The organism is Paenibacillus sp. 7523-1 (assembly GCF_002276415.1).
Taxonomy (GTDB): Bacteria; Bacillota; Bacilli; order Paenibacillales; family Paenibacillaceae; genus Paenibacillus; species Paenibacillus illinoisensis_A.
Map to the genome: position 1 here is coordinate 212,400 of NZ_NPBR01000020.1, position 23,456 is coordinate 235,855.

Consider the following 23,456-nt stretch of genomic DNA (forward strand, 5'->3'; position numbering starts at 1 on the left):
CCTCCCTTCGTTCTATATATTCAATGAATCGATTCTTTCTATAACGAGCGTAGACGCATATCTGAGGTAAACCATTGTCTGTACGTCAGCAGACTCAGTATGATGCTGGTTATGGCTGCCGAGCTGGTGAAGGCAAACACAATCAGAATCTGGTAACGGACAGCTTCGACGGGGTCGGCGCCTGCGATAATCATGCCGGTCATCATGCCGGGAAGCTGAACGAGGCCTACCGTTTTCATGCCGTCAATGGTCGGAATCATGCTGGATTTGACAGAGCGTTTCAATACATCCTGAAATGCACGTCTGGGCGCAGCACCCAGAGAGAGCAGTGTCTCAATCTCCCCTTTGGAGGCCTCAACCTCACGTTTCATCTGATTCAGGAACAGCCCCGAGACAACCATCGCATTGCCAATCGTCATTCCGCTGAGTGGAATAATGTATTGCGGGGTCGGCTCGACAATGTGAAGACCCAGCAGGAGTCCCATCATCAATAATTCGGTCACCGTAATGGCTGCTGCGATATATAGGGTGACTCGGCGTAGTCCCTTGCCTCGTTTACCCGCGTTGAAGGATGCCACGGTTATCATAAAACCGACAATCGCAATGATGAGTGCAGGGTGGTCCGAGTTGAAGATAAATTGAAGTACATATCCGACCAGCAGCAGTTGAACCGCCGAACGAACGGTACCTACAGCAATATCTCTCTCCAAACCAAGCTTCTGCCAAACTGAAATAAGCATGGTCAGCATAATAAATATGATAGTGAAACTCAGTGCGAGGATGGACATGTGTTCTCCTTATCTGCCTCGGGGGCAGGACGCAGAATGTATTGACGGGCCAGTTCGGAATGTGGATGGGCAAAGAAAAGGGAGGTGGGCTGGCGTTCCAGCAGGGTCTGTTCGCCCATGAACCATGTCGTTGTGCTGAACGAGCGTGCCTGTTCCTGATCATGGGTGACCCATACGAGTGAAATGCCCTCTTGCTTGCTCCATTCGGTCAATTGCTGTTCGACAAGCTTGGCATTGGTCCGGTCCAGAGAAGCCGTGACTTCATCCAGAAGCAGCACCTTTGGACGAAGCATGATGGAACGGATCAGCGCTATGCGCTGTTTTTCTCCGCCAGAAAGATCACTGGCCCGCTTATGTATATCCAGTTCTTCCAGCCCCACTCCGGCCAGCAGACGGCTAGCCAGATGTGAATCATAGGGTGTCCGGTGGAGGTAGTGAACGGTTTTCAAATTATCTTCAACACTGCCTGCGAGCATAATGGGCTGTTGTGCAACATAGGACATGCGCATGCGCCAGGTCCTGGGATCGGAATCGAGGTAAGAGGTGCCCTGCCAGAGGATATCTCCGCCATCAGGCACATCCAATAAGGACAGGATGCGGAGCAGCGTGCTTTTGCCCTGTCCGGATGCACCCAGTATGGCAATTCGCTCTCCTTCATCGACAGAGGCATTCACTTTCTCAAACAAGAGACGCTGCTCGGTCGTTCCAATATGCTTGGTGAGTTGTTGAATGGTTACGAGAGTAGACACAGCGGGATCTTCCTTTCATCCGTGATCTGCTGATAATCTTAGCAAAAATGCTTGAGAATTGAAATGAAAGCAGCTCTATGCAAGCCTGGGGAATAGGAGTTGAAACCAACGTCTGACGTGAGAGGTTCTTTTTGGTAATATAGAGGTGAGTCAGAATTGGTTCTACCAATAGGGTACAAGGGAGGCTTTCATATGACAGGAGTTACGGGACGACAAGACAAGGTAAAGTGGGGCATTATGGGCACAGGATGGATCGCATCCCAGTTTGCCAGAGATCTGGAGCATGCCGGCAATGCCGTGAAGGCAGCAGTTGGTTCGCGTACACGGGAAAGTGCGGAGAAATTTGCAGCTGAATATGGTTTTGCAAGCGGATACGGATCGTATGAAGAACTGCTGCAGGATCCAGAAGTGGACATTATCTACGTTGCTACACCGCATCCTTTTCATAAAGAAAATGTAATGGCTTGTCTGGAAGCGGGAAAAGCAGTGCTGTGTGAGAAGCCGTTTACGATGAACGGACGTCAGCTGGAGCAGCTGGTGGAGACGGCTCGCAGCCGCAAGCTCTTCCTGATGGAAGGCATGTGGACGCGTTTCTTGCCTCCGATTGTTCAGGCGCGGAAGTGGATTGCCGAAGGACGAATCGGTGAAGTGCGGCTTGTCAAAGCGGATTTTGGTTTCCGTATCGGCTGGGAGCCTGAAGGAAGACTGCTGAACCCGGATCTGGGCGGGGGAGCTCTGCTGGATGCTGGCGTGTATCCTGTTTCATTCGCGTCCATGATCTTTGGCGAGCAGCCGCAGCATGTCTGGAGCACGGCGAACATCGGAGAGACCGGTGTGGATGAACAATTCTCCGTACTGCTCTCTTATTCGGAAGGACGCTCGGCATCATTGAACGGGGCAGTCCGTCTGAACCTGAGCAACGAAGCTGTCGTGTACGGTACGGAAGGGTATATCCGTTTGCCGCTTTTCCTCGCTGGTAAAGAAGCATATCTGCATGTGAATGGTCAGGACGAGCCCGAGAAGTTTACGGATGATCGGACAAGCATCGGCTATGCATTTGAAGCAGAAGAGGCTGGACGCTGCATCTTGGAAGGCAAAACGGAAAGTTCAATTATACCGTTGGACGAATCCCTTGAGATTATGAAACTGATGGATACCATTCGTGGACAGTGGGGCTTGCGATATAAATTTGAGTAATGGTAAACCATCATAACCGGATGGTTCTATGTAGGTAAGTATGCAGAGAAATCATACGGGATACGAAATGAATGGATGGGAGTGGGACTAGGATGAAAATTCTGATTTCGGGGTTTGAGCCATTTGGCGGGGATGCCGTGAATCCCACGGGAGAACTGATGGAAGCTCTCGCACAGGAAGTGGTGGAAGGCGCCGAATCAAAAACCGTACTGCTGCCGGTACATTTCGATGAATGTGCGGATCTGCTGATTGCCGAGATGGAAGCATATGGTCCGGATGTCGTGATTGCCTGCGGTCTTGCCAAAGGCCGGACGGCTGTGACACCTGAGCGTATCGCTGTGAATGTAAAAGACATTCCAACTGGCTCCTATGCCGATAACCAGGGACAACGTCCTGTGGACGAGCCCATAACCGAAGGCAGTCCGGACGGCCTGTTCTCGACATTGCCCATCCGCGCGATGGTGAATAATATGACTGCGGCAGGTATTCCAGCAGCGGTATCCAATACTGCCGGAACGTATATTTGCAATAATACGATGTATCGTGTGCTGGATTACATTCGATTGCAGCAGCTGCCGATCCGGGCGGGATTTGTCCATTTCCCGGCTTCAACGGAGATGTCATTGCTGCAGCCGTCGGTGCCTTCGCTGCCGAAAAGTGCAATGCTTGATGCCTTGCGGGTCATGATACGCACCGTAGTGGCAGAAGCGTAAATCATGGTCTTCTTGTATGTGAGGTAGTAGCTAAGTTAAGGGAGACTTACCCTGTGAGTAACGTTCGTAGCAATAGGGATTGAATGGAGTAACTAAAACGTTTTCTGAAATGTGTCCTATTCTAACTTGTAATGTGCTAGATTCGATTGTAAGTAACGAAAATTAGATAGAGGGGCTGTCCCATGAAGTCATGTTGATGACTATGGGACAGCCCCTTTTTTGATACATAATTAGTGGCACTGTACAGGCAACCAGTGTCGCTGCTTAGATGAATAGAGCTGATGATTTGAGCTAATGAGTAGATCTGATGAGTAAAGCTAACGAACTCAGTATCTCTTATTGAAAAAGGTACCAGAGGTTTGTTGGGTGTGACGCATCGTAAATGACTTATTTCACCGTTTCACTTGTTCTGTCCCCAGTTTCTGCCCGAATAACGTGTCTACTGTTCTTCAGCCTGTCCATTACGTCTGAATTCTCCGAATAGGTTGCGACAGGTTCGTTAGCGACAAAAAGAACTAAAACCGAAGGTAGGCAGGCACCGTATTCATCCTAACGAACAGCTTGCTGTTTGCTGGCTCAGATCAGATCCGCAGAAGATTCAGGTCGAATTCGGGAACGAGGCCCTCTTTCATCGCTCGTCCAAGCAGGGCTGTAATTGCTCCATAGCCGTCATCGCCCAGATGGGCACTGAACTCGTTCACGTATAGATCAATATGCTGTGCTGCAACATCCGGGTCCATTTCCTGTGCATGCGCCATGACGTATTCTTTGGATTCATCCGGGTGTGCCCAAGCGTATTCCACGGATGCACGTGCCCATCCAGCGAGTGCATGAGCGTCCAGATTACGGCGTGCAATGATTGCTCCGAGCGGGATCGGCAGGCCGGTATCGCTTTCCCACCAGCTGCCCAGATCAGTCATCAGCTTCAGATCGTAGTTTTGGTACGTGAAGCGCGCTTCATGGATGACCAGACCTGCATCGATTTTGCCATCCCGTACCGCTGGCATGATTTGATCGAACGGCATCACAACAATTTCGCCCACGCCTCCTGGAACATTCTGCGCTGCCCATAGACGGAACAGCAGATAAGCGGTTGAGCGTTCACTCGGCACGGCAACTCGCCGTCCGGACAGATATGCAGGATCAGTAGTGCCGTTAGCCGTAAGAACGAGTGGTCCGCATCCTCTTCCCAGTGCTCCGCCGGAAGGCAGCAGAGCATACTCGTTCAGCACGAAAGGAAGAGCTGCATAAGAAATTTTCAAGACATCCGGGCCGCCGGGGTTAGCAGCCAGACCATTCGTAATATCAATATCCGCATAGCGGACGTCCAGTTCCGGAGCACCCGGAATAAGTCCGTGCACCCAGGCGTGAAAGATAAATGTATCGTTAGGACAAGGGGAAAATGCAATTTTCATGATGTAAGTACCTCCCGTAAAATGGAACTTGCCGCCTGGAGCGCATCCAGGGCATCCTTGATGCGCCAGGCATCGCGGTCGCGTGGACCGACCGCGTTGGATATGGCCCGCAGTTCGAGCGCAGGTACGCCGAACTGCTTGGCCGCCGTTGCCACGCCGAAGCCTTCCATGCCTTCGGCGGTGGCATCCGGCACGCGGCGCAGCAGCTCCGCGGCCGTCTCGGCCGTTCCGGTCGCCGTGGACACGGTGACCGCTATGCCTCCGCTGACAGCGTGCCCGGCCCGCTGCAGCTCATGGCGCAGGCGAGCGGCAAGCTCTGCGTCCGCCGCCACACGGGACGAGCCGAATCCGAGCTCGTCCACGCTCAGGAAGCCGTCTGGCGTCTGCGAGCCCAGATCGGCAGCAACCATGGCGTCGGCCACCACGAGTGAGCCGACGTCCGCCCGGCCGGGGAACCCGCCGCCAATGCCGGCACTGATCACCAGCGTGTACGCTGGGGTCAGGCCTGCTCCGGCAAGGGGCCCCGGGGATGCGGCAGATGCCTGTGCCGCATCCGGTCCGTCTGGCGCGGTGGGACCTTGCGCCAGCGCCTTCCCGCCAGACGCTGCGGCGAATGCCAGCTTGGCTGCAGTACTTGCTGTAACTGCTGCCGGGCCTACCCCGCCAGCGATCACGTCAAACATTTCCGCGGCTTGGTCACCCAGACCGCGAAGTATGGCATCTTTCTCCGCATCCACGGCGGTTACGATTAATACGCGCGGAACTGCTTGGTTCGGTGCCGAGCCGTCTGTCTCTGTATGATTTAAAGCCTGATTTTGCTGATTCATCGGAGTTCTCCCTTATAAGGTGTTGATTCAACGCTATATTTGGTCATCTCCATCATAACGGAATGGGAAAGAGAGGAACAACCTTTCCATGTAATTGTCTGAACATGATCCGCTTACATGTGCTGCCTCGCTAACGGGACTTGGATCTTATATATGTCACTTCATATATATAAAGGTATCGCGTATTAAGAGTGAAGTCAAAGATAACGTTGACAATCTATTTCAACTGTATTAATAATAATAGTACAGTTAATACACCTGGTGTTAGAAAGCATACACTTTATATACAGTCATTCAATTCGCTTATGGGGTATTACATTATTTTTGGGGAGAGGAGGTGCGGGATGTTCGAATTAGATGTACGCAGCCGTAAGGCGATCTACGAACAGCTAATGGACAAAATCAAGGAAATGATCGTATACGGTGTTCTCCAACCTGATGAGCAGCTTCCTTCGGTTCGCACACTGTCAGCGCAGCTGACCGTCAATCCGAATACGATTCAGAAGGCCTATCGGGAGCTTGAACGCGAAGGGTATATCTACTCTTTGCAGGGAAAAGGGAGCTTCGTATCATCGTCTGTGGAACATCCGAATGCAGCCATGAGAGATGAGATTAGAGCGGCACTGGTGAAGCTGATTGCAGAAGCGACGTACTCCGGTTTAACCAAGGCGGATATGACGCTTTTGTTCCAGGAAGCGATGGCCCGTATCGAAAAGGGGGAGCCGAATGATTGAGCTGAATCAGGTGATTAAAGCGTTTGAACATGAAAAAGCGGTGGATGGCGTTACGATGCACATACATAAAGGATCCATCTACGGTTTGCTTGGCTCCAACGGGGCAGGTAAGACATCGCTGCTCAAAATCATGGCCGGCATTTATCGCCAGGACAGTGGGACAGTTCGCATTGACGGGGCCGAGATTTATGAAAATATGGATCTCAAAGGCCGCACGATTTTCATGGCGGATGCGCCGTACTTTTTCCCGCAGTCCTCCATTGCCCAGATGGCGGATTTCTATCGTTCCGTGTATCCGCGCTGGAATGAGGAGCGATTCGCACAACTGGCCACGGTGTTCAAGCTGGATGTAAAACGCAAGCTGCATCGCATGTCCAAAGGAATGCGCAGGCAGGCAGCTGTATGGCTTGGGCTGAGCTGCATGCCGGAAGTGCTGCTCATGGACGAGCCGATTGACGGTCTTGATCCGGTGATGCGGCAGCAGATCAAAAATTTGCTGTTCCAGGAAGCCGCTGAGCGTCAGGTGACCATTATTATTTCGTCCCATAACTTGCGCGAAATCGAAGATCTGTGTGACCACGTCGCCATTATGCACAAGGGCCGCATTATTGTAGAGAAGGATCTCGATGATCTGAAGGCCGATACCCATAAGATTCAGGTGGCTTTCCGTCATCCTGACGATGCCAAGGCGATGGATGAGCTGAACATTTTACATGAAGAGATGCGGGGAAGTGTCTCGCTGTACATTGTCAAAGGCAGTCGCGAGGAAGTGACGGAACGGTTCCGGGCCTTGAATCCTTATCTGCTGGATGTGCTGCCGCTGACGCTGGAAGAAATATTTATTTATGAAATGGAGGATGCAGGGTATGATATTCAACCGATTATTCTGTAACCGGGGCATCCTGTTCCAAAATTTCAGGCAGCACGGTTGGCTCGGAATACTGTACCTGATCACGCTGCTGTTTTCGCTGCCACTATATATTGCGACGGCACATAGGGATATCCCGCAGCAGATTACTAGCTTGTTTCAGGCAAATGGGGAAACTCATATTTTATTTGCGATCACATTCCCGGTGGCGATGGGCATATTTCTATTCCGTTATATGCAATCCGGAGCGCCGTCGGACTTGTTCCACGGTTTGCCGCTGAAGCGCAAACATCTGTTAACGGTCAATCTGCTCTCCGGCTTCGGAATGATCCTGATCCCGATCTGGCTTACCACGGCGATTACAGGTTGGGTGTGGGCTGCGCAGGATCGTATGGCCTTCATCTTTGACGGCAGTGAGATCTGGATGTGGGGCCTTAGCATGAGCATTTATTCACTGTTTATGTTTATGCTGACTGTAGCTGTGGGCATGTGTATCGGCCAATCTGTACTGCAGGGTCTAACGGTATATGCAATCTTGTTATTGCCTGTCGTGTTTTGGTTTATCTTTACGCTGCACCTGCAGCATTATCTGCTTGGATATCCATATGGTGATATGAACAGCTATGCGGAGAAGATATCTCTTGTCCTTCGTATGGGGTCCATTAATTTGATACCTGTAATACGACTGGAACTCATCATTTACTCGGCCTTGGCCATCTTGTTCATCCCACTAGCTTATGTTTTATATGCCAAGCGTAAAGTGGAATCCGCTACTCAGGCGATTACGTTTACCCTTGTAAAACCTATATTTCGCTTTGGCTTGATGTTTACGCTGGTTTTGATTGGTGGAGCCTATTTCACAGTTATTGCACCGCCAGGATCCGCAGGGTGGACTATCTTCGGATATGTTCTAGGCGGCATTGTCGGTTACATTGTGGCCGAGATGATTATTCGCAAAACGTGGCTGATCTGGAACGTCAGATTACTGCCCAAGCTTGCCTTGTATGGTCTCCTGTCCGCGTTGATTCTGTACGTGCCTGTCGCTGACTGGAACGGTTACGCTGCCAGAGTGCCGGAAGTGAATGATGTCAAAAGCATTAAGCTTGGAGGAGATCGTTACACTTACGTTAATGGAGTGAATCAGAGGATGGATGATCATCCATTTTACTCGGATAGTCCTGAATTTCTGGGGGCGGTACTTGCTCTTCATCAGAAAATCATCGATTCTGACTTGCCGTTGCTAGACCCTGTAAATCCGGATGATGATTATGACGAGTATGTGTATATCAGCTATAAACTCAATAACGGCAAGGTCATGAAGCGTAAATATCAAATTCCTGAAACTGAATTCCGACAGGAACTAATGGCCTTGAAACAGTTAGAGGATTATAAAAAGGTGGCTTATGATACGTACAAACTGGATGAGGATATCCTCAGTATTGGAATCCGTTCCACCATCAGTTCGTATCGCAAAATATACATTGGTAGTCCTGACCAGGTCCGGGAGTTCAAGGAACTGTTGAAGCAGGATATTCTCGACCAAACCTATGAGGAACAACGTTCCCCTTGGCAGTCGTTTGCAAATGCGGAGATAAATCAGGAATCCCACTCCAAAGATCCGTATCAACCGAGAGATATGTGGAGTTACGAAATCAAACCAAGCTATGACCGTGTAATCGGGTGGCTGAAAGAGAACAAATTATATGATCAACTGCTTGTTACGGCAGACGAAATTGCTTCGGCGCAGTTCGTGAAGCAGGAGATCGACAGTCCGGGTAATCCTCAGTGGGTATATGCTCAGCCGGAATATATTGATGGAAGTCTGGGCAGCAGCAAGCAGGTCGCAACTAAAAACAAAAAAATAATTAGCGATCTGCTAGAACGTCAGCGATCAGGAGAGCGGACGGAGAAAGCGACCGTTTATCAGATCAAGCTGAATGCCATACGTGGGGAAAACATCTATATGATGCTGAAGGAAGAAGATTTGACCGAAGAGATGAAAGCCATTTTGTCCGAAAAGTAGATCGAATGGTGAGCGGGAAGGGTTCTCCCGCTGCCGAATGTGTAGCCCATGAGGCTTGCTTGACGAAATGATTGTATTGGAATATATTTGAAAAGGTTGAGATTCGCTCCAGAATAAGATATAACCGCGAATCATATAGGGAACGGTTAATAAGGGAAGCACCCGTAGAATCAGGCAATCGTCTGATTTTGCGGGTGCTTTTTTTGTGTTTGTTTCGGCCGATTCACCTTGGATCAACTGGAGAACGAAGAAGATGTACTACATTTTGAGTAAATGAGGAGGAAGGTTCAATGAACAAGGTGGAAGAACACTACACGATGGATGGTACTGCGAGTTCCGGCAGCGTAAGTGGCAGAAGGGGTAGAGGATTTATCGCTCGATTTTGCATCGCGCTGCTTCTGGTAGCCAGCATGGGTTCCATGCATCTTTTTACGTCAGCTGCCGAGGCGGCTGGCCCGGATCTTGGCGTAACCGCCCAGAAGTCGTGGGATGCCTTGCTTAAGAAGGCAGACGCCCAGACGAAAGCTTCTCTTCAGCAAACGTATCAAAAAGTGGGCACATGGACAGCGCAGGAGCAGAGCTGGGAGCAGAAAACCAAAACCCTTCATGCAGCGAATACGGCTGAGTTAGCCAGGCTTCGTCAGGAAATACGAAAAACGGATGAAGCGAAACTAGCTGCACTGGCTGATACGCTGAAGCGTACCCAAACCCGATATGAGCCGATGCTTACATTGTACACGGCGGTCAATAAGCAGCTTGCTGCAGCTAGAGCCGCCAAGAACAAGGATTGGACTGCCGCACTCCGTGCGCAGGCAGACACGCTGAAACCGGCTGTACAGCTGGCCAAGGCAGACATTCGCATCAAGAAACAGCAGCTGGCCGATGCCCGCAAACGCAAAAGTACAGAGGATAAGCGTCTGCGTACCATGCTTGCGACTGCTGATCCGTTCAAGAAACAGATCCAAACCGCCAAAAAACAGGCAAGCCTGTCCAAAGAGCGATATACGAACGCCTTGAAATTGTTCAAACAGAATATCAAAGACGGCCAGCCTTCACGTGTATTGAGTTCATTGAATCAGCTCTCTTCTACTGCGGAGAAGTGGGCTGGCTCCAAACAAAATATCCATACATTGGAGCAAAAAGTTGCGGATACCTACCTGAAAGTAAAAAAGGAACTGGCTAAGAAACAATAATAAATCTGCCAAGAAAATACAATAAACGGAAACCCATACCTTAGAGCCACGTACACCACTTTAGATGCAGACAGACAAATGAACAGAGGTGACCCTGTTGCAGTTAAAGTTAGACACCAAAGGTACGGCAAGGCCGTGGTACAGACGCAGGTTGTATTGGATTCCGGGCGTGATCGTAATGGTAACTATACTTACTCTCTATATTGGCACACAGATTACACCCAAAGTTCCTGTTTTCTTTTTAAAAACGCTGATCAAGTTTGCTCCATCTGACTCCGATGTCGTTATGGCTGAAGGGGTAAGCCATCTGAAGGATGTCGCCTATATCGAAGGGGGACGCAGCAACAGTACGATGGATATCTACTATCCGTCAGCAGCAACTGAATTGCTGCCTGTTGTCTTGTGGGTGCATGGGGGTGGTTGGGTCTTGGGTGACAAGAAAGACATAGCCGACTATGCGATGCAGTTGGCTGATCGGGGGTTCGTGGTGGTCAGTATGAACTATGCACTTGCACCAGAGGCCACATATCCGACGCCTGTGTTCCAAGCCAATCAGGCCCTAACTTATATCCAGGATCATGCCACCGAATTTAAGGGAGATCCCCATAATATTTTTCTCGCAGGCAATTCCGCGGGTGCTCAGATTGCCAGTCAGACCGCAGCAATAGTAACGAATCAGGCCCTTGCGCAGCTCATGAACATACAACCCTCGATTGACCCAGAAGAGCTGCGAGGTGTCCTTCTATACTGTGGACCATATAATATGAGTACCGTTGGCGAAAGCGGGTTTCCTCTCATTCGGACATTCCTCTGGTCTTATACGGGAATTAAAGCTTTTGAAGAATTTCCCCGTCTGGATGAGATGTCGACCGTGCTGCAGGTTACGCCGAACTATCCGCCTTCATTTATTACTTCGGGCAATCATGACCCGTTAACCGGGCAATCGGTTGAACTCGCACAGACCCTGAAACGACTGGATGTTGAAACGGAAACGCTGTTTTTTACAGCCTCTACGGAGAAGCTGGGACATGACTATCAATTTCAACTTCAGACGGATGGCGGGAAAAGGGCGCTGGAGGAGGCTGTCCGATTTTTGCAGAAGCATCGTCGATGAAGCAGCCGGACTATGGTACACTCAGGTGTAAACGATGTGCAGGAGGCTATGAATGGCTGATAAAGAAGATTTGACCCGATTCGGCGTGGCATTCCCTACTCCGCTGATTGAACAGTTTGATGAATATATCGAAGAGCGGGGGTACAAAAATCGGTCCGAGGCGTTTCGTGATCTGGTTCGCAAAACATTGCTGGAGCCTTCCCGTCTGCGATCCGAGCAGGATGTGGCAGGAACGATTGTCATGGTCTATGACCACCATATCAGTGATCTGCCGGTCCGTTTAATGGAACTGCAGCATCTGGCCCACCATGACATTATCTCCAACATGCACGTACATCTGAACCACGACCAATGCTTGGAGGTTATCGCCGTAAGAGGGAACCTCGGACGCTTGCGTCACTTGCATCAACAGATTCAGGTGCAAAAGGGAGTGCTCTATGCCGAGCTCTCTGTTACATATGTGGATGAGCTGAATGAACTCGCAAGCCGCCATAGCCATGATCACAGCCATCACCATCATGAATGAGACCAGGGACTAAGCTAATGGAAAGTGCTTTTCAATAAGAATTAAAAAAACAGCCGATAGAAGTGATCGGCTGTTTTTGTTTAATTAACTAGCAGTATAAGTTGAAGTTTGGGGTTTCAATGAACGGGGCTACTACAATGTTGTTGAATTGGATAAGGGCTCGCTTTGGCCGTTCGCTTTTCGTTTATAATTTTTCTCCACAGGGATTTGGAAGCTCCAGTCTCCGGTGATCAGATTCTGCTGAGCCTGGTCATCGGACAGGACTAACTGGTTTACATTGACACTCAACAGGAACTGGTCTGGAGGTGGTGAAGCTTCAATAAAATAATATCGGATGGTCCCGTTTTTGGCTAACGTTACACCTGAATCCGTGGCGATGCCGGGAACTGCTTTTATCGTTGAAACATCCAGAGTGAAATTAGGTTTGACCGATTGTTTCACCCACTGCGACTCTGATATCTGATTAGTATGTTTCATGGAGTACTGGATGCTAAGGCTCTGACCGTCGAAAAAGTAATTATGAATGAGAAGTGTATAGCCTTTGTCTGTTTTACCGGTTATTAAAGCCATTTCGTTATTTCCGCTTATTGACATCATCGCTGAATCGTCAGCTTCAGAGAAGATGGAAGGCAACTTTAACACGAGGGCGGAGGTGAATGAATTGTTAACGCTGAATAGTACCACCGCACATACGAGTAATACCATCATCGGTAGCGCAGCAGTCCTGAAGTGTAAAATACGTCGCTGCTGCGTAAATAATTTTTGTTTCGGAGTCTGACCTTGTTTAGGGTGCACAGTCGGGATCTGCTCGATTTCATGTTCATCATGAACTTCTTCTAATACTGCTGCATGTGTCCGATTGGGGCCGTAAACCGAGAACCTCATCTCAAATAGGGTGGCCTTCCTGCTGCTGCGCGCGGTAATGCATCCTCCGTGTACCTCGATAATACTTTTCGTGATAGCCAGACCAAGACCGGTGCCCCCGGTCTGCTTTGACCTGGAGTTCTCTACTCGATAAAAACGGTCGAAAATATAAGGCAAATCCCTTTCCGGAATGGGGGGACCATAATTTTGAATCCGAACAATCAGCACATCTTCATCCTGTGCGATATCAATATCGATATATTTGCCTGTCTGCCCGTACTGGATGGCATTAGCGATTATATTCTCATACGCCCGTACCAACAATGCTCCGTCCGCTAAGGTCTTGAATTCACCTTCTTGTATATTAAGTCTGATTTCCATACCTGCTTTCTCCGTGATCGGCACGAATTCCTCGGCAAGCTGACCGATTAACCCGGCGATATCAAGCTCACCGATTTCAAGAGGCATGCCGTTGTTAATACGCGTATATTCGAACAGTTCGTCGATTAATCGCCGAAGTGACAAAGATTTCTCATAGGCAATGTTAACAAAGTAACGCATCTCCACTTCATCCTGATACCGATCCTTCTCAATCACTTCGAGGAAGCCGAGAATGGAGGTAAGTGGAGTACGCAGATCATGGGAGACACCGGTAATCAAATCGTTTTTAGTCTTTTCAGCCTTGCGTTCCTCCGCTATAGAATGCTTCAATTGCATACTCATCTGGTTAATGCTGCGCGCGACCTCGCCCAATTTATTACCGGCAATTTCCGGAATTTGATGGTCGAACTGTCCGCTGGCAATTTCCTCTAAACCACATGTGATTTCCGCCAAGTAATGATCCCAATCTGTGCTTAATTGATTCATACTCTCTGCGATCAGGCTTATCTCATCCTTGCTTTTGACCGTTACCACATGTCCGAAACGACCTGCCGATATTTCCTGCAACCCTGCATTGATCGCGCGCAAATCTCGAACCAAACGTAGGCTGGCAAGGAAAAAAGTGATGGGAAACAGAATTATACCCGTTATGATCATCACGCGAATGGACCCGGCTTGCTCAATGATCCAATTGATCGGGACAGCCGCGTATTCAATCTTTTGCATTGCACCCGCCATGACATACCCCAAAAAAATAGCTGCGCCTGTTAAAGCCAGACTTGCAACCATAATCAGCATTAATCTCCAACGAATCGTATATAGCCACTGTGGCTGCATATTACTCACCCCTTGCTTTTTCATCACTTTCTATTTTGTATCCAATTCCCCATACGGTTTTGATGATTCGCGGTTCGCGCGGGTTAGATTCTATCTTCTCGCGGAGCTTTCGGATATGTACCATAACGCTATTTTTTGACTCCATAAAGGGCTCGTTCCAGACCTCTTCGTAGATACGATCCATACGAAGCACCGTCCCTCTATTAACTGCCAACATATGAAGAAGTGCGAACTGGCGGGGAGTTAATTTAATTTCCTGCTGATCGACCTTTACCGTATGGGACGCAATATTAATGGTCACATTTTCGATGTGTATTTCGTTCGCGTTAGCCGCAATGGCGTTGAACTGGTTCATCCGTCGAAGCTGCGACTTGATACGTGCGATCAGCTCAAGTGGGTTGAATGGTTTGGTTACGTAGTCGTCAGCGCCGATGCTGAGACCTGATATTTTATCGATATCTTGGCCTTTAGCCGATAGCATGATGATAGGTATAGGATTCGTTTCTCGTATTTTCATACAGGCTTGCAACCCGTCCATCTCAGGCATCATTAGATCAAGTACAATCAAATCGATTGGTTGCGAATCCAGGATCTTCAGTGCCTCTACACCATTTGACGCTTGCAGGAGCTTGTAGCCTTCGTTATTGAAATAGATACTCATTAATTGGATGATTTCCGCTTCGTCATCCACCATTAAAATCGTACTTTCTGCCATAGATCCTCCTTGATTCTGTATCCACCTTACTTTGGAAGGCAGCACGATAATTATAAGTGATATTTTTTATGCATGGAGTAACGCCAGTATTAATTAAGGAAATGATAAGAAGTACGGTAGTTAGATGATAAGCTTTCACCTCTATACTTAGTTCAACACAAGCGAATAATCGTTTGAACAAAAATGGAGTGGAGGTTTTATTTTTGAAGCAAAATTTTTTACAGAAGGCCATGCTTGTTAGTCTTAGTGTTATGTTAATCGGTATTTCAGCAGGCCTTAGCACAGGTAAACAAGCTTCTGCAAATTCAGACAATGAGGCAGATACGAAACGTACTTTAAAAGTGTTGTACTGGAACGAAGACGATTTCAACATGACGTATGGAAATTTGTTTAGTCAGAAGTACCCGAATACAAACATCGAAGTAGTTGCACCTGCAGGTATGGAAGCGATTAAGGATTACAATGGGGCTATCCAAAAGTATTCACCGGATCTTGTTATGCTGCCCCCATACCATTACAAACAACTGTCTACAGATAAAAAACTGGTCGATTTAGAACCGTTAATTAAGCGAGATAGGTATGACACGACAACGTTATACCCTGGCTTGCTTGATGAATTGAAGAAACAAGGCGGTGGCAAACTTTACGGGTTAAGCCCAAAAGCAGATTCGTATGCTCTTCTGTATAATGCTGATTTATTTAAAAAGTACAAAGTTAAAGTACCAAGTGATGGAATGACGTGGAAAGAGATATTGAATCTTGCTCAAAAATTCCCTGCTAAAGGAGATAAGAACTCCCGAATTTGGGGCTTAAGCTCCTTTGGATCCAGCAATTTGGTCATGGATATCGCCAGAACAGAAGGGTTAACGTATTTGGATCCGAATACTCTAAAGGCTAGCGCGAATACCGCTGCGTGGAAAAATGCTTATCATCTGGCGAGCGAAGCAACGAAGTCCGGAGTACTTGACGAAAGGATCAGTCTGTCGGGCAAAAGTTACCTAGAAAGCAGCTCGTTCATTATGGGACGATCAGCTATGATCGTAGCACCGATTAGTCAATTGCAGTCCTTACAAGCAGCAAAAAGTGGTGTGAAGAATTATAAACCTTTTACGCTAGGTATTGCTGCCGGCCCAGCGGCTTCTAAGGATCGAGAGTCAACAGGGAATGTTTCCATTAATGAGATATTTGCGATTCCAGCAGGAGCAGATCATGTCGATGCCGCTTGGGATTTCATTAAATACTTTAATGGAGAAGACTATGCTGGCGAATACTATAAATCCAAGAGCTCTAATAATAGTATCGGTGCTCCTCTATCTCGCATGACTAAGGAGTACTCAGGTTACAAGTTGGATGCGTTCTATAAATTAAGACCTAATCTGGATTCATCGATAACAAGCTATGCTCTCATGAACAAGTCACCCAATTTCGAATTAAAGTTTCGTTCGATTCTATTAAAAGAACTGACACAGGTAGTAAACGGGAAGAAATCACTAGCCAAAGCAACTGCTGCCATTCAATCAGGTACTCAAGCTGCTGCTGATAAACTGAAATAGGCTCAGACGGCAACGAAGTAAAATAATTAGGCCTGCCCTTCTTATGAAGGGCGGGTCTTTTTTTTGCGCGCAAGGGCAAAATCCAACCTGATCTCGCAACCATGCTGCTGCTTTAGAATGGAGTGGAGAACCCAAAATACTTATCTTTCATTGGCCAGATCGTCTCACGCTCAAAAAAGAGCAACTCTAAAGCAGCAGCACTGGCTGTCTTTGGAGTTGCTGTTCAGGCATATGCTCAATGGGAGCGTAACTGGTTCAAAACGTTCCCGGGAATCATTTTCTCTTCTATTATAGTCCATTCTTTGGTATAGGCTCCCTTAGCAAGCACCCTGACATAGCTTTCTGATTTCTGTTCTTTGCTTGAGGAGAAAGTGATCTTTTTCTTTTCTCCCTTTCCTGTATATCCTGTCAGATTATATCTGTAGCGAATCCATTCATTTTTACCTTCCTTCTTGGCTGGTTCATTGATTACTGCGTACACATATTGTTCCTCGTAGAATGGATTGAACTGGTCAAACTCCCGTTTGAATGTTAAATACAGGGCGGAGCAAACAATTAGTGCGGTCAGAATAAAAATAACGCTTTTTTTCATGCAACATTACCTCCCCGTAGTCGTTGTTATAACATAGCGTTCTGAACGATTTTTTTGTAATACCCAAGTGTGAAGAAAGCGAACAGGAAGTAGATGGAGGCATAAGCTCCCATCGAAATCATCGCAGGGATGGTATCGTCCGAAAGAGTTATGAAGTAACTTGCCTTGACTGCATAGACCGAATGCAATATTCCAATGAACAGCGGCAGCAGAAAGACCAGCATCTGCTTTCGCAAGATGCCTTTCATGATCATCTTTTCATCAAAACCAAGCTGACGCAAAGTTCTAAAGCTCTGTTTTTCCTGCTCGGCTTCGCTCATCTGTTTAAAGTAGAGAATACTGCCGGTTGAAGCAAGAAAAGCAAGTCCCAGAAAGGCAGCTATAAAAATTAATAATCCGGATTGCTGGAGCAAACTTGTGTACCGGGAATAAAAGTCTGCCGAATAATATTCGTCCGTATTATATTTCTGATAGAGAGAGGAAGCCAGCGCAAGTTCCTTATTGTCCGGGACTAGAAATGTATCTATCTCAACCCGTTCAAAACCGTCCATATTGGACATTCTTCTCTCAATCTCTTCCAAGGTGTCTTCAGATACTAACAATTGTCTACCTGATATTCCGGCGTTCACGATATTCTCCAGCAATATTTCATTCAAAGGATAACTCTTGGTCTGTGTTTCTGAGCGCAGTTCAATCATGGTTGGATAACGTTTGGTGAGATCAATGTCATCATATGCGCTCAGAGCAGAAGCATTATATTCTATTGCTTCGCCATAGTCAGGTATAGAGACATCTCTGCCGGATTTTTGCAACTGTTCTGCCGATAGCCATAATAGCGTGCCTTCTCTAAACCCGGATTCAGTTAACGGATCCAGAACAACACCGTTAGTCCGGAACGTATTGATGGTATAGTGGTTGTAGTTAATCCCTTTGCTCTCCAGCTCGGCTGTAAATGCATCTGAATCCCGCTGGTTATTCTCAATTGCGAAATCATATGGATAATCCTTGCGGGTAGTTTGCTCAACAGAGTAGTAGATAGAATACGCCATGGTAACAAGTGTAAGGGTTAAAGCCGACAGCACAGTTATTAATGTAAGCGAGTTGGCATTGGCCTTCATGCGGTGCATCAGCGGAGCAAGCGACAGACTGTTGTACAAGCCCAAATGTCCTTTTTTACGTTTGCGGAACCAGTAGAGACACCATCTGATCGTCACCCTGAACAGGATATAGGTTCCTATTATTGTAGATGCCATCACCAGCAGTGCATTAAACACTAATTGTTCATCTACCATATGGCCCGATAATTGATACCCGTAGCCAATCAATATAACACCAAGTACAGCGATTATAGCTGTAAAAATAGAGGGCCGCTTGCTGATAAGATCAGGCTGCTTATCTGCCTGGAATAAGCCGAGCAGGGTTCTGCGATTAATCATGACTATCATCTGAATAGAAGTAATAACGATGACGAGAATAAACACTACGGCTGTTTCTAACGCTGCTAGTACAGAAAAGTCTATCGAAGGCAGACCGTTCAAGTTGAGCAGATTCATTAAGATCAGGACAAACAGACGGGATACGAGCGCTCCGCAGATAATTCCTGTTATCAAAGCACCCAAACCCAGCAGGATATTCTCAAGGAGCAAATAACGGATAATCCAACCTTTGGAAAGCCCTATGAGCTGATATAATCCAAATTCCCGGCTGCGTCTTCGTAAGAATATGCTGTTAGATGAAACAGCGAAGACCCCTATGATTACCATAAGCAGGACCGCTGCAGACTGAAAGGCTGTAGTGAAATTCACACTTGAATCCAGCATATTCTGTACCTGCTGATCATACTTGAGAGATGCAAAGATGAAGAACAGGCTCATGCTGAAAATGAGTGCGAAGAAATACAGATAGTAATGCTTCACATTTTGCCGCATACTTCGGAATGCCAGTTCAAATACCGTCAATATTATCGCCCCCTAGTACAGCCTGCACATCAATGATTTCCTTAAAAAACGACTGTCTGGATTTCTCCCCCCGGTACAGTTCGGAATAAATCTTCCCGTCTTTTAAAAAGACCACGCGGTTACAATAGCTGGATGCGACCGGATCGTGTGTGACCATGATAATGGTGACCTCTCTAGTCCGATTCACCTCATCCATTACGGACAACAGCGATGACGCGGACTTGGAATCCAGGGCTCCCGTCGGCTCGTCTGCAAAGATGATAGAAGGCTGATGGATCAAAGCCCGTCCGGCTGCAGTTCGCTGTTTTTGCCCTCCTGATATTTCGAATGGGTATTTCTCCGACAATTCCCGAATGCCCAGTACGTCTGCAATCGCTGCAAATTCTCTCTCCGCCTGCTTCTTGCTTAGCTTGCTAAGTGATACCGGCAGAAGGATATTTTCCTTCACCGTCAACGTATCAAGAAGATTGTAATCCTGGAAGATGAAGCCAAGCTTGTTACGGCGGAACGCAGAAAGGGCGGCATTTGTCATGGCGGATATATCTTCATTATCAATCAATATTGTACCGTCAGTTGTTCGATCAATTGTCGCGAGTACATTTAGCAGGGTGGTTTTACCGGAACCAGAGGGACCCATGATACCGACAAACTCTTTACGCAGAACACGTAAATTAATGCCTTTCAAAACATGTTGCGTGCTGCCCCTCGAGCCATACGCTTTTTGAACATTGCGGGCGTGCAATACTGTATCTTGTTCATTTATTTCATTCATGATGAACCTCCCATATGTGGTTATAGGTTAAGTTTACGTGCAAATATCCCTGGTGTCGCACGCTTTGGGTGACGAGTTGAAGCGGAAGGTGACGAATTCGTCAGGTTAACAAAAAAACAACCAAGTTAACCTTGGCTGTTCATAACGGGATATGGTCCGCTTGTCCTCTTCTAACGGTCTCAAATGCATTAGAGTCTGTAAAAGTTAACCGCATTGTTGTACCTTGCGACTGGCTAGAGTGGACTTGAAGTGTGATTCCTATCTTGGCTGCAACAGTTTGGGCAAGATAGAGGCCGAGTCCAGTAGCGGCATTATGAATCCTTCCATTCCCGCCGGTAAAACCTTTATCAAATATACGCGGCAAGTCATGGGGCTGAATACCCGGGCCCTCATCAATGATATCCAGATAGATATTCTCTTGTTCCGTAACAGCTGTTCTGAACGTGAGTGACGTATCGGAAGGACTATATTTGATGGCATTGGTCAGGATCTGTCTGATGATGAAGCGGCACCATTTACGGTCTGTAACAACAGCGGCATCATTGCCTTCAATGTTGACTGCCAGATTTTTCTCCATACACCAGGGAGCCAACTCCTGGATTTCTTCAATGGCAAGACGTTGTACAGACAGCCGTTCAAGGACGTAGTCTGATTCCAGGGCAGGAAGGCGTGTCATGTACAGCTGCCGTTCAACAAGCAGATGAATCCGCAGCCACTCTGTTTCAATTTTACTTATATCCGGGTTACTTTGCGTGTCTATTATTAGTTTCATAGCGGTAAGTGGTGTTTTGATTTCATGAATCCAGGAGGCAGTAAAATCATTCTCAATCAGTTGGGCTTCTTTCACTTGAGAGAGCAATTGTTTGAAATGGGATGAGGCCTCTCTTAATACGTTGTCCGTTATCTTATCTAATTCATTGTCAGGTTGAGGGAGACTCTCGAACCAGTTAGTTTGCATGTCTTTCTGTAGTTTGGCAACTGCTTCCAGATACCTGGTTTCTTTCCTGTACCGCCAAATGAAAAATACAACAAACACAATAATATAAAGTGCATTTAAATATATGAAAGAGGTGGGTGTGACACTTACTCCCTGATCGAAAAGGATAAGCAGATCAGTCACACCAAGCAAGCTGATGAATAGCAGAATCCAGCTTTTTTTTGAACTAACGTAACGTACTAACATAAATGCATTTCCTCCTATAAAGTCACTGCCATGTAACCCATCCCTTTCTTTGTCACAATAGCGTCTGAAAGTCCAAGCGGGTCTAACTTCTGTCGCAAACGGGTGATATTGGTTGTAAGTGTATTATCATTTACAAACTGTTCATCCTCCCATAGCTTACGAATCAGATCATGACGTGAAATGACGGAATTGTTGGACTTCACCAGCGAAATCAGCAAAAATAATTCGTTTTTGGTCAAATCTGCTTCCGCGGCTGATTTTCGGATAACCCCTCGCTTTAAATCAATTAAGGCGCCGTTCCATTCGAGTGTATCTGCCTGGGTTTCCCCATAAGCGTATGTCCGTCGAAGAATCGCTTGAACCTTGGCATACAGTACATTTGTATGAAAGGGCTTCTGGATAAAATCATCCGCACCCATATTAAGCGCCATAACCATATCTAACGGGTGATCGCGGGAGGATAAGAAAATGATAGGTACTTCGGATACAGAACGAATCTCCCTACACCAATGAAAACCGTCAAATTTAGGCAGCGTGATATCCATAATCACCAGATGAGGCTCTTGATCAAGAAACGAACGCATGACCTCATTAAAATCATCCGGTTTCGTAACCCGAAACGCCCATGCTTCCAGCCCGGTCTTTAACGCTTCAAATAATGCCTGATCATCTTCAACTATAAATATATTAAATTCCATAGAGTGAACGTTCTCCCTTTTGTAATGTATATAGTTCATACTACTACATTATATGGATGGAGTGGAGTAAGCAGCGTTTGTTGGTGCATGAGGGAATTAACTAATCGTTTGCCTTGGGGAAAGGAGAAGAAAAAGGTATTAGCTCAATACAACCAAGAAGGGTAGGGACGTAAAAAAGCTTTTCTACGAATAAGATTCATTGAGAATAACGAAACAAGTTAAAAATAATTATTGACCGTTCGATCCAGAAAGGATATACTCAAATCAGAAAGAGGGCAAACAATAAATGATTAATGAGCATCATACCATCAAATAAATATGAAAGTATGTATTTTTTTTGCTCTTTTCAGACTGAATGGTCAAATTATAATGGAGGTTGAATCGAAATGTCTAAATGGATACCTAAACTTTCTGTGCTAGATCTGGCTCCGATATTGGCTGGCGGATCAGCCCAGGATGCTTACCGACGTACGTTGGATCTTGCTCGTCACGCTGAGAAGCTGGGCTACCATCGGTTCTGGCTCGCTGAGCACCATAACATGCCGGGAATTGCGAGTTCGGCTACTTCGCTCCTTATTGGGCATGTCGCAAACGCTACCGAGAAGATCCGGGTGGGGTCCGGCGGGGTAATGCTGCCCAATCATGCGCCGCTTGTCGTAGCAGAACAATTCGGAACATTGGAATCTCTGTTCCCAGGACGAATTGATTTGGGCTTGGGTAGAGCCTCTGGCACGGATATGCGGACAATTCAAGCGCTGCGGAGAACATTAGGAGCTAATGGAGCGGAATTTCCGGATCTGCTGAACGAGTTACGTACTTATCTGGACGCGCATCCGAATCATTCAGGTGTACGTGCAGTTCCTGGTGAAGGGCTGAACATTCCAATATGGCTGCTGGGTTCCAGCGATGTCAGTGCAAGGTTGGCAGGACGCCTCGGCTTGCCGTTCGCATTCGCGAGCCATTTTGCCCCAGATGGATTGCATCATGCGCTGAATGCGTATCGTAGTTCCTTCGTCCCCTCCAAAATGTTGGCAGATCCCTATGTAATGGTAGGATTGACCGTCATGGCGGCTGACAACGTAGAGGAAGCACGCTACCTTGCTACTTCAGAAGCGCAGCAGGTCCTAAGCCTTCTGCACGGGCGACCGGATAAACTCCAGCCACCGATGGAAAATATGGATGCATTATGGCAACCTCAGGAGAAGGCGCTTATTTCCAAACAACTGGACTTCGGTATTATTGGTGATCAGAAGACCATTCGAGAGAAGCTGCCTGCTATTTATGAAGCAACAGAAGCGGATGAATTCATTATCACGAGCCACATTTACGATCATCAGGCTCGTATGCGATCATTTGAGATTGTGGCTGAGACAGTGAAGGAAATCTGGACATGAAAAAGGACCAAAATAATTATTGACCAATCGTTCCGGTAATGATATGATAATTATAGATCAAATAGTCAAGAATAAAAGGAGGTCGTAATCAAAGATGATTCGTGAAGCAAATTTGACGCAGGAAGATGGTATTTTCGAATTTCCTTACGGTCCAGAAAGATCTATATTTCACCGCTCCTAAAGCCTGCGATTCGCCTTAGAGAAGTTTAAAAAAAAGATGAATAATTTCATCTAGAGTCGGAGGTGCTGAAGTGTCAGAGTAGAATAGACAATTTTTTTAAATATTTTGGACTGAACGATCTACTTTAAAACCCATTCACTGGAGGAATATAACCATGACAAACCAAATGATGATGCAAGAA

The 23,456-nt window shown here is 47.0% G+C and carries 21 protein-coding genes; 10 read left to right on the forward strand and 11 right to left on the reverse strand.

The window, feature by feature from the left end:
* Window positions 1-38: 38 nt before the first annotated feature.
* Window positions 39-788 (reverse strand): ABC transporter permease, encoded by a 750-nt coding sequence (locus tag CHH60_RS22060; RefSeq protein WP_095361172.1) that lies wholly within the window; start codon window positions 786-788, stop codon window positions 39-41.
* The gene (locus CHH60_RS22065; RefSeq protein ID WP_095361173.1) at window positions 770-1,537 is read right to left on the reverse strand and encodes an ABC transporter ATP-binding protein; all 768 of its coding nucleotides are present in this window, start codon (window positions 1,535-1,537) and stop codon (window positions 770-772) included. The genes CHH60_RS22060 and CHH60_RS22065 overlap by 19 nt, the downstream gene beginning before the upstream one ends.
* A gap of 192 nt (window positions 1,538-1,729) precedes the next feature.
* Between CHH60_RS22065 and CHH60_RS22070 the strand changes: the two genes are divergently transcribed.
* Both CHH60_RS22070 and CHH60_RS22075 read left to right on the forward strand, forming a co-directional pair.
* On the forward strand, window positions 1,730-2,734 hold the full coding sequence (locus CHH60_RS22070) for a Gfo/Idh/MocA family protein (RefSeq protein WP_095361174.1): 1,005 nt from the start codon (window positions 1,730-1,732) through the stop codon (window positions 2,732-2,734).
* A 92-nt stretch (window positions 2,735-2,826) separates the two neighbouring features.
* Window positions 2,827-3,447 carry a pyroglutamyl-peptidase I gene (locus CHH60_RS22075; RefSeq protein WP_095361175.1) on the forward strand — a complete coding sequence of 207 codons (621 nt, stop codon included), beginning with the start codon at window positions 2,827-2,829 and terminating at the stop codon, window positions 3,445-3,447.
* A 581-nt stretch (window positions 3,448-4,028) separates the two neighbouring features.
* Here the strand turns inward: CHH60_RS22075 and CHH60_RS22080 are convergent.
* Window positions 4,029-4,862: a 1,4-dihydroxy-6-naphthoate synthase gene (locus CHH60_RS22080; RefSeq protein ID WP_095361176.1), complete on the reverse strand. Its 834-nt coding sequence runs from the start codon at window positions 4,860-4,862 to the stop codon at window positions 4,029-4,031.
* Window positions 4,859-5,689, reverse strand: coding sequence for a futalosine hydrolase (locus CHH60_RS22085; RefSeq protein WP_095361177.1), 831 nt, complete (start codon window positions 5,687-5,689; stop codon window positions 4,859-4,861). The genes CHH60_RS22080 and CHH60_RS22085 overlap by 4 nt, the downstream gene beginning before the upstream one ends.
* Before the next feature lie 344 nt (window positions 5,690-6,033).
* Here CHH60_RS22085 and CHH60_RS22090 point away from each other — a divergent pair, with 344 nt between their 5' ends.
* From CHH60_RS22090 to nikR, 6 genes are all read left to right on the forward strand, one after another.
* Window positions 6,034-6,423 (forward strand): GntR family transcriptional regulator, encoded by a 390-nt coding sequence (locus CHH60_RS22090; protein ID WP_095361178.1) that lies wholly within the window; start codon window positions 6,034-6,036, stop codon window positions 6,421-6,423.
* Window positions 6,416-7,315: an ABC transporter ATP-binding protein gene (locus tag CHH60_RS22095; RefSeq protein ID WP_095361179.1), complete on the forward strand. Its 900-nt coding sequence runs from the start codon at window positions 6,416-6,418 to the stop codon at window positions 7,313-7,315. Before CHH60_RS22090 ends, CHH60_RS22095 begins: the two co-directional genes overlap by 8 nt.
* Window positions 7,290-9,314 (forward strand): hypothetical protein, encoded by a 2,025-nt coding sequence (locus CHH60_RS22100; protein WP_095361180.1) that lies wholly within the window; start codon window positions 7,290-7,292, stop codon window positions 9,312-9,314. Before CHH60_RS22095 ends, CHH60_RS22100 begins: the two co-directional genes overlap by 26 nt.
* A gap of 290 nt (window positions 9,315-9,604) precedes the next feature.
* On the forward strand, window positions 9,605-10,507 hold the full coding sequence (locus tag CHH60_RS22105; RefSeq protein WP_095361181.1) for a hypothetical protein: 903 nt from the start codon (window positions 9,605-9,607) through the stop codon (window positions 10,505-10,507).
* A 97-nt stretch (window positions 10,508-10,604) separates the two neighbouring features.
* On the forward strand, window positions 10,605-11,621 hold the full coding sequence (locus tag CHH60_RS22110) for an alpha/beta hydrolase (protein WP_141236982.1): 1,017 nt from the start codon (window positions 10,605-10,607) through the stop codon (window positions 11,619-11,621).
* 52 nt (window positions 11,622-11,673) lie between these two features.
* On the forward strand, window positions 11,674-12,147 hold the full coding sequence (nikR, locus tag CHH60_RS22115; RefSeq protein WP_095361183.1) for a nickel-responsive transcriptional regulator NikR: 474 nt from the start codon (window positions 11,674-11,676) through the stop codon (window positions 12,145-12,147).
* Between the two features lie 132 nt (window positions 12,148-12,279).
* On the opposite strand, the gene CHH60_RS30560 is transcribed toward nikR, so the two are convergent.
* Together CHH60_RS30560 and CHH60_RS22125 are read right to left on the reverse strand one after the other, a co-directional pair.
* A complete protein-coding gene (locus tag CHH60_RS30560) occupies window positions 12,280-14,229 on the reverse strand; it encodes an ATP-binding protein (protein WP_095361184.1) in 1,950 nt (649 codons plus the stop codon).
* A gap of 1 nt (window position 14,230) precedes the next feature.
* A complete protein-coding gene (locus CHH60_RS22125; protein ID WP_095361185.1) occupies window positions 14,231-14,944 on the reverse strand; it encodes a response regulator transcription factor in 714 nt (237 codons plus the stop codon).
* Window positions 14,945-15,147: 203 nt separating this feature from the next.
* Here CHH60_RS22125 and CHH60_RS22130 point away from each other — a divergent pair, with 203 nt between their 5' ends.
* Entirely contained in the window at window positions 15,148-16,497 is a 1,350-nt protein-coding gene (locus CHH60_RS22130) for an ABC transporter substrate-binding protein (protein WP_095361186.1), read from the forward strand.
* A gap of 235 nt (window positions 16,498-16,732) precedes the next feature.
* Here CHH60_RS22130 and CHH60_RS22135 read toward each other — a convergent pair whose 3' ends face one another.
* From CHH60_RS22135 to CHH60_RS22155, 5 genes are all read right to left on the reverse strand, one after another.
* Window positions 16,733-17,089, reverse strand: coding sequence for a YxeA family protein (locus CHH60_RS22135; protein WP_095361187.1), 357 nt, complete (start codon window positions 17,087-17,089; stop codon window positions 16,733-16,735).
* A 26-nt stretch (window positions 17,090-17,115) separates the two neighbouring features.
* A complete protein-coding gene (locus CHH60_RS22140) occupies window positions 17,116-19,047 on the reverse strand; it encodes an FtsX-like permease family protein (protein WP_095361188.1) in 1,932 nt (643 codons plus the stop codon).
* Window positions 19,034-19,819 carry an ABC transporter ATP-binding protein gene (locus tag CHH60_RS22145; RefSeq protein WP_095361189.1) on the reverse strand — a complete coding sequence of 262 codons (786 nt, stop codon included), beginning with the start codon at window positions 19,817-19,819 and terminating at the stop codon, window positions 19,034-19,036. Before CHH60_RS22145 ends, CHH60_RS22140 begins: the two co-directional genes overlap by 14 nt.
* 139 nt (window positions 19,820-19,958) lie before the next feature.
* Window positions 19,959-21,002: a sensor histidine kinase gene (locus tag CHH60_RS22150; protein ID WP_095361190.1), complete on the reverse strand. Its 1,044-nt coding sequence runs from the start codon at window positions 21,000-21,002 to the stop codon at window positions 19,959-19,961.
* Between the two features lie 14 nt (window positions 21,003-21,016).
* Window positions 21,017-21,700 (reverse strand): response regulator transcription factor, encoded by a 684-nt coding sequence (locus tag CHH60_RS22155; protein WP_095361191.1) that lies wholly within the window; start codon window positions 21,698-21,700, stop codon window positions 21,017-21,019.
* Window positions 21,701-22,086: 386 nt separating this feature from the next.
* Here CHH60_RS22155 and CHH60_RS22160 point away from each other — a divergent pair, with 386 nt between their 5' ends.
* The gene (locus CHH60_RS22160; protein WP_095361192.1) at window positions 22,087-23,094 is read left to right on the forward strand and encodes an LLM class flavin-dependent oxidoreductase; all 1,008 of its coding nucleotides are present in this window, start codon (window positions 22,087-22,089) and stop codon (window positions 23,092-23,094) included.
* The last annotated feature ends 362 nt before the right edge of the window (window positions 23,095-23,456 follow it).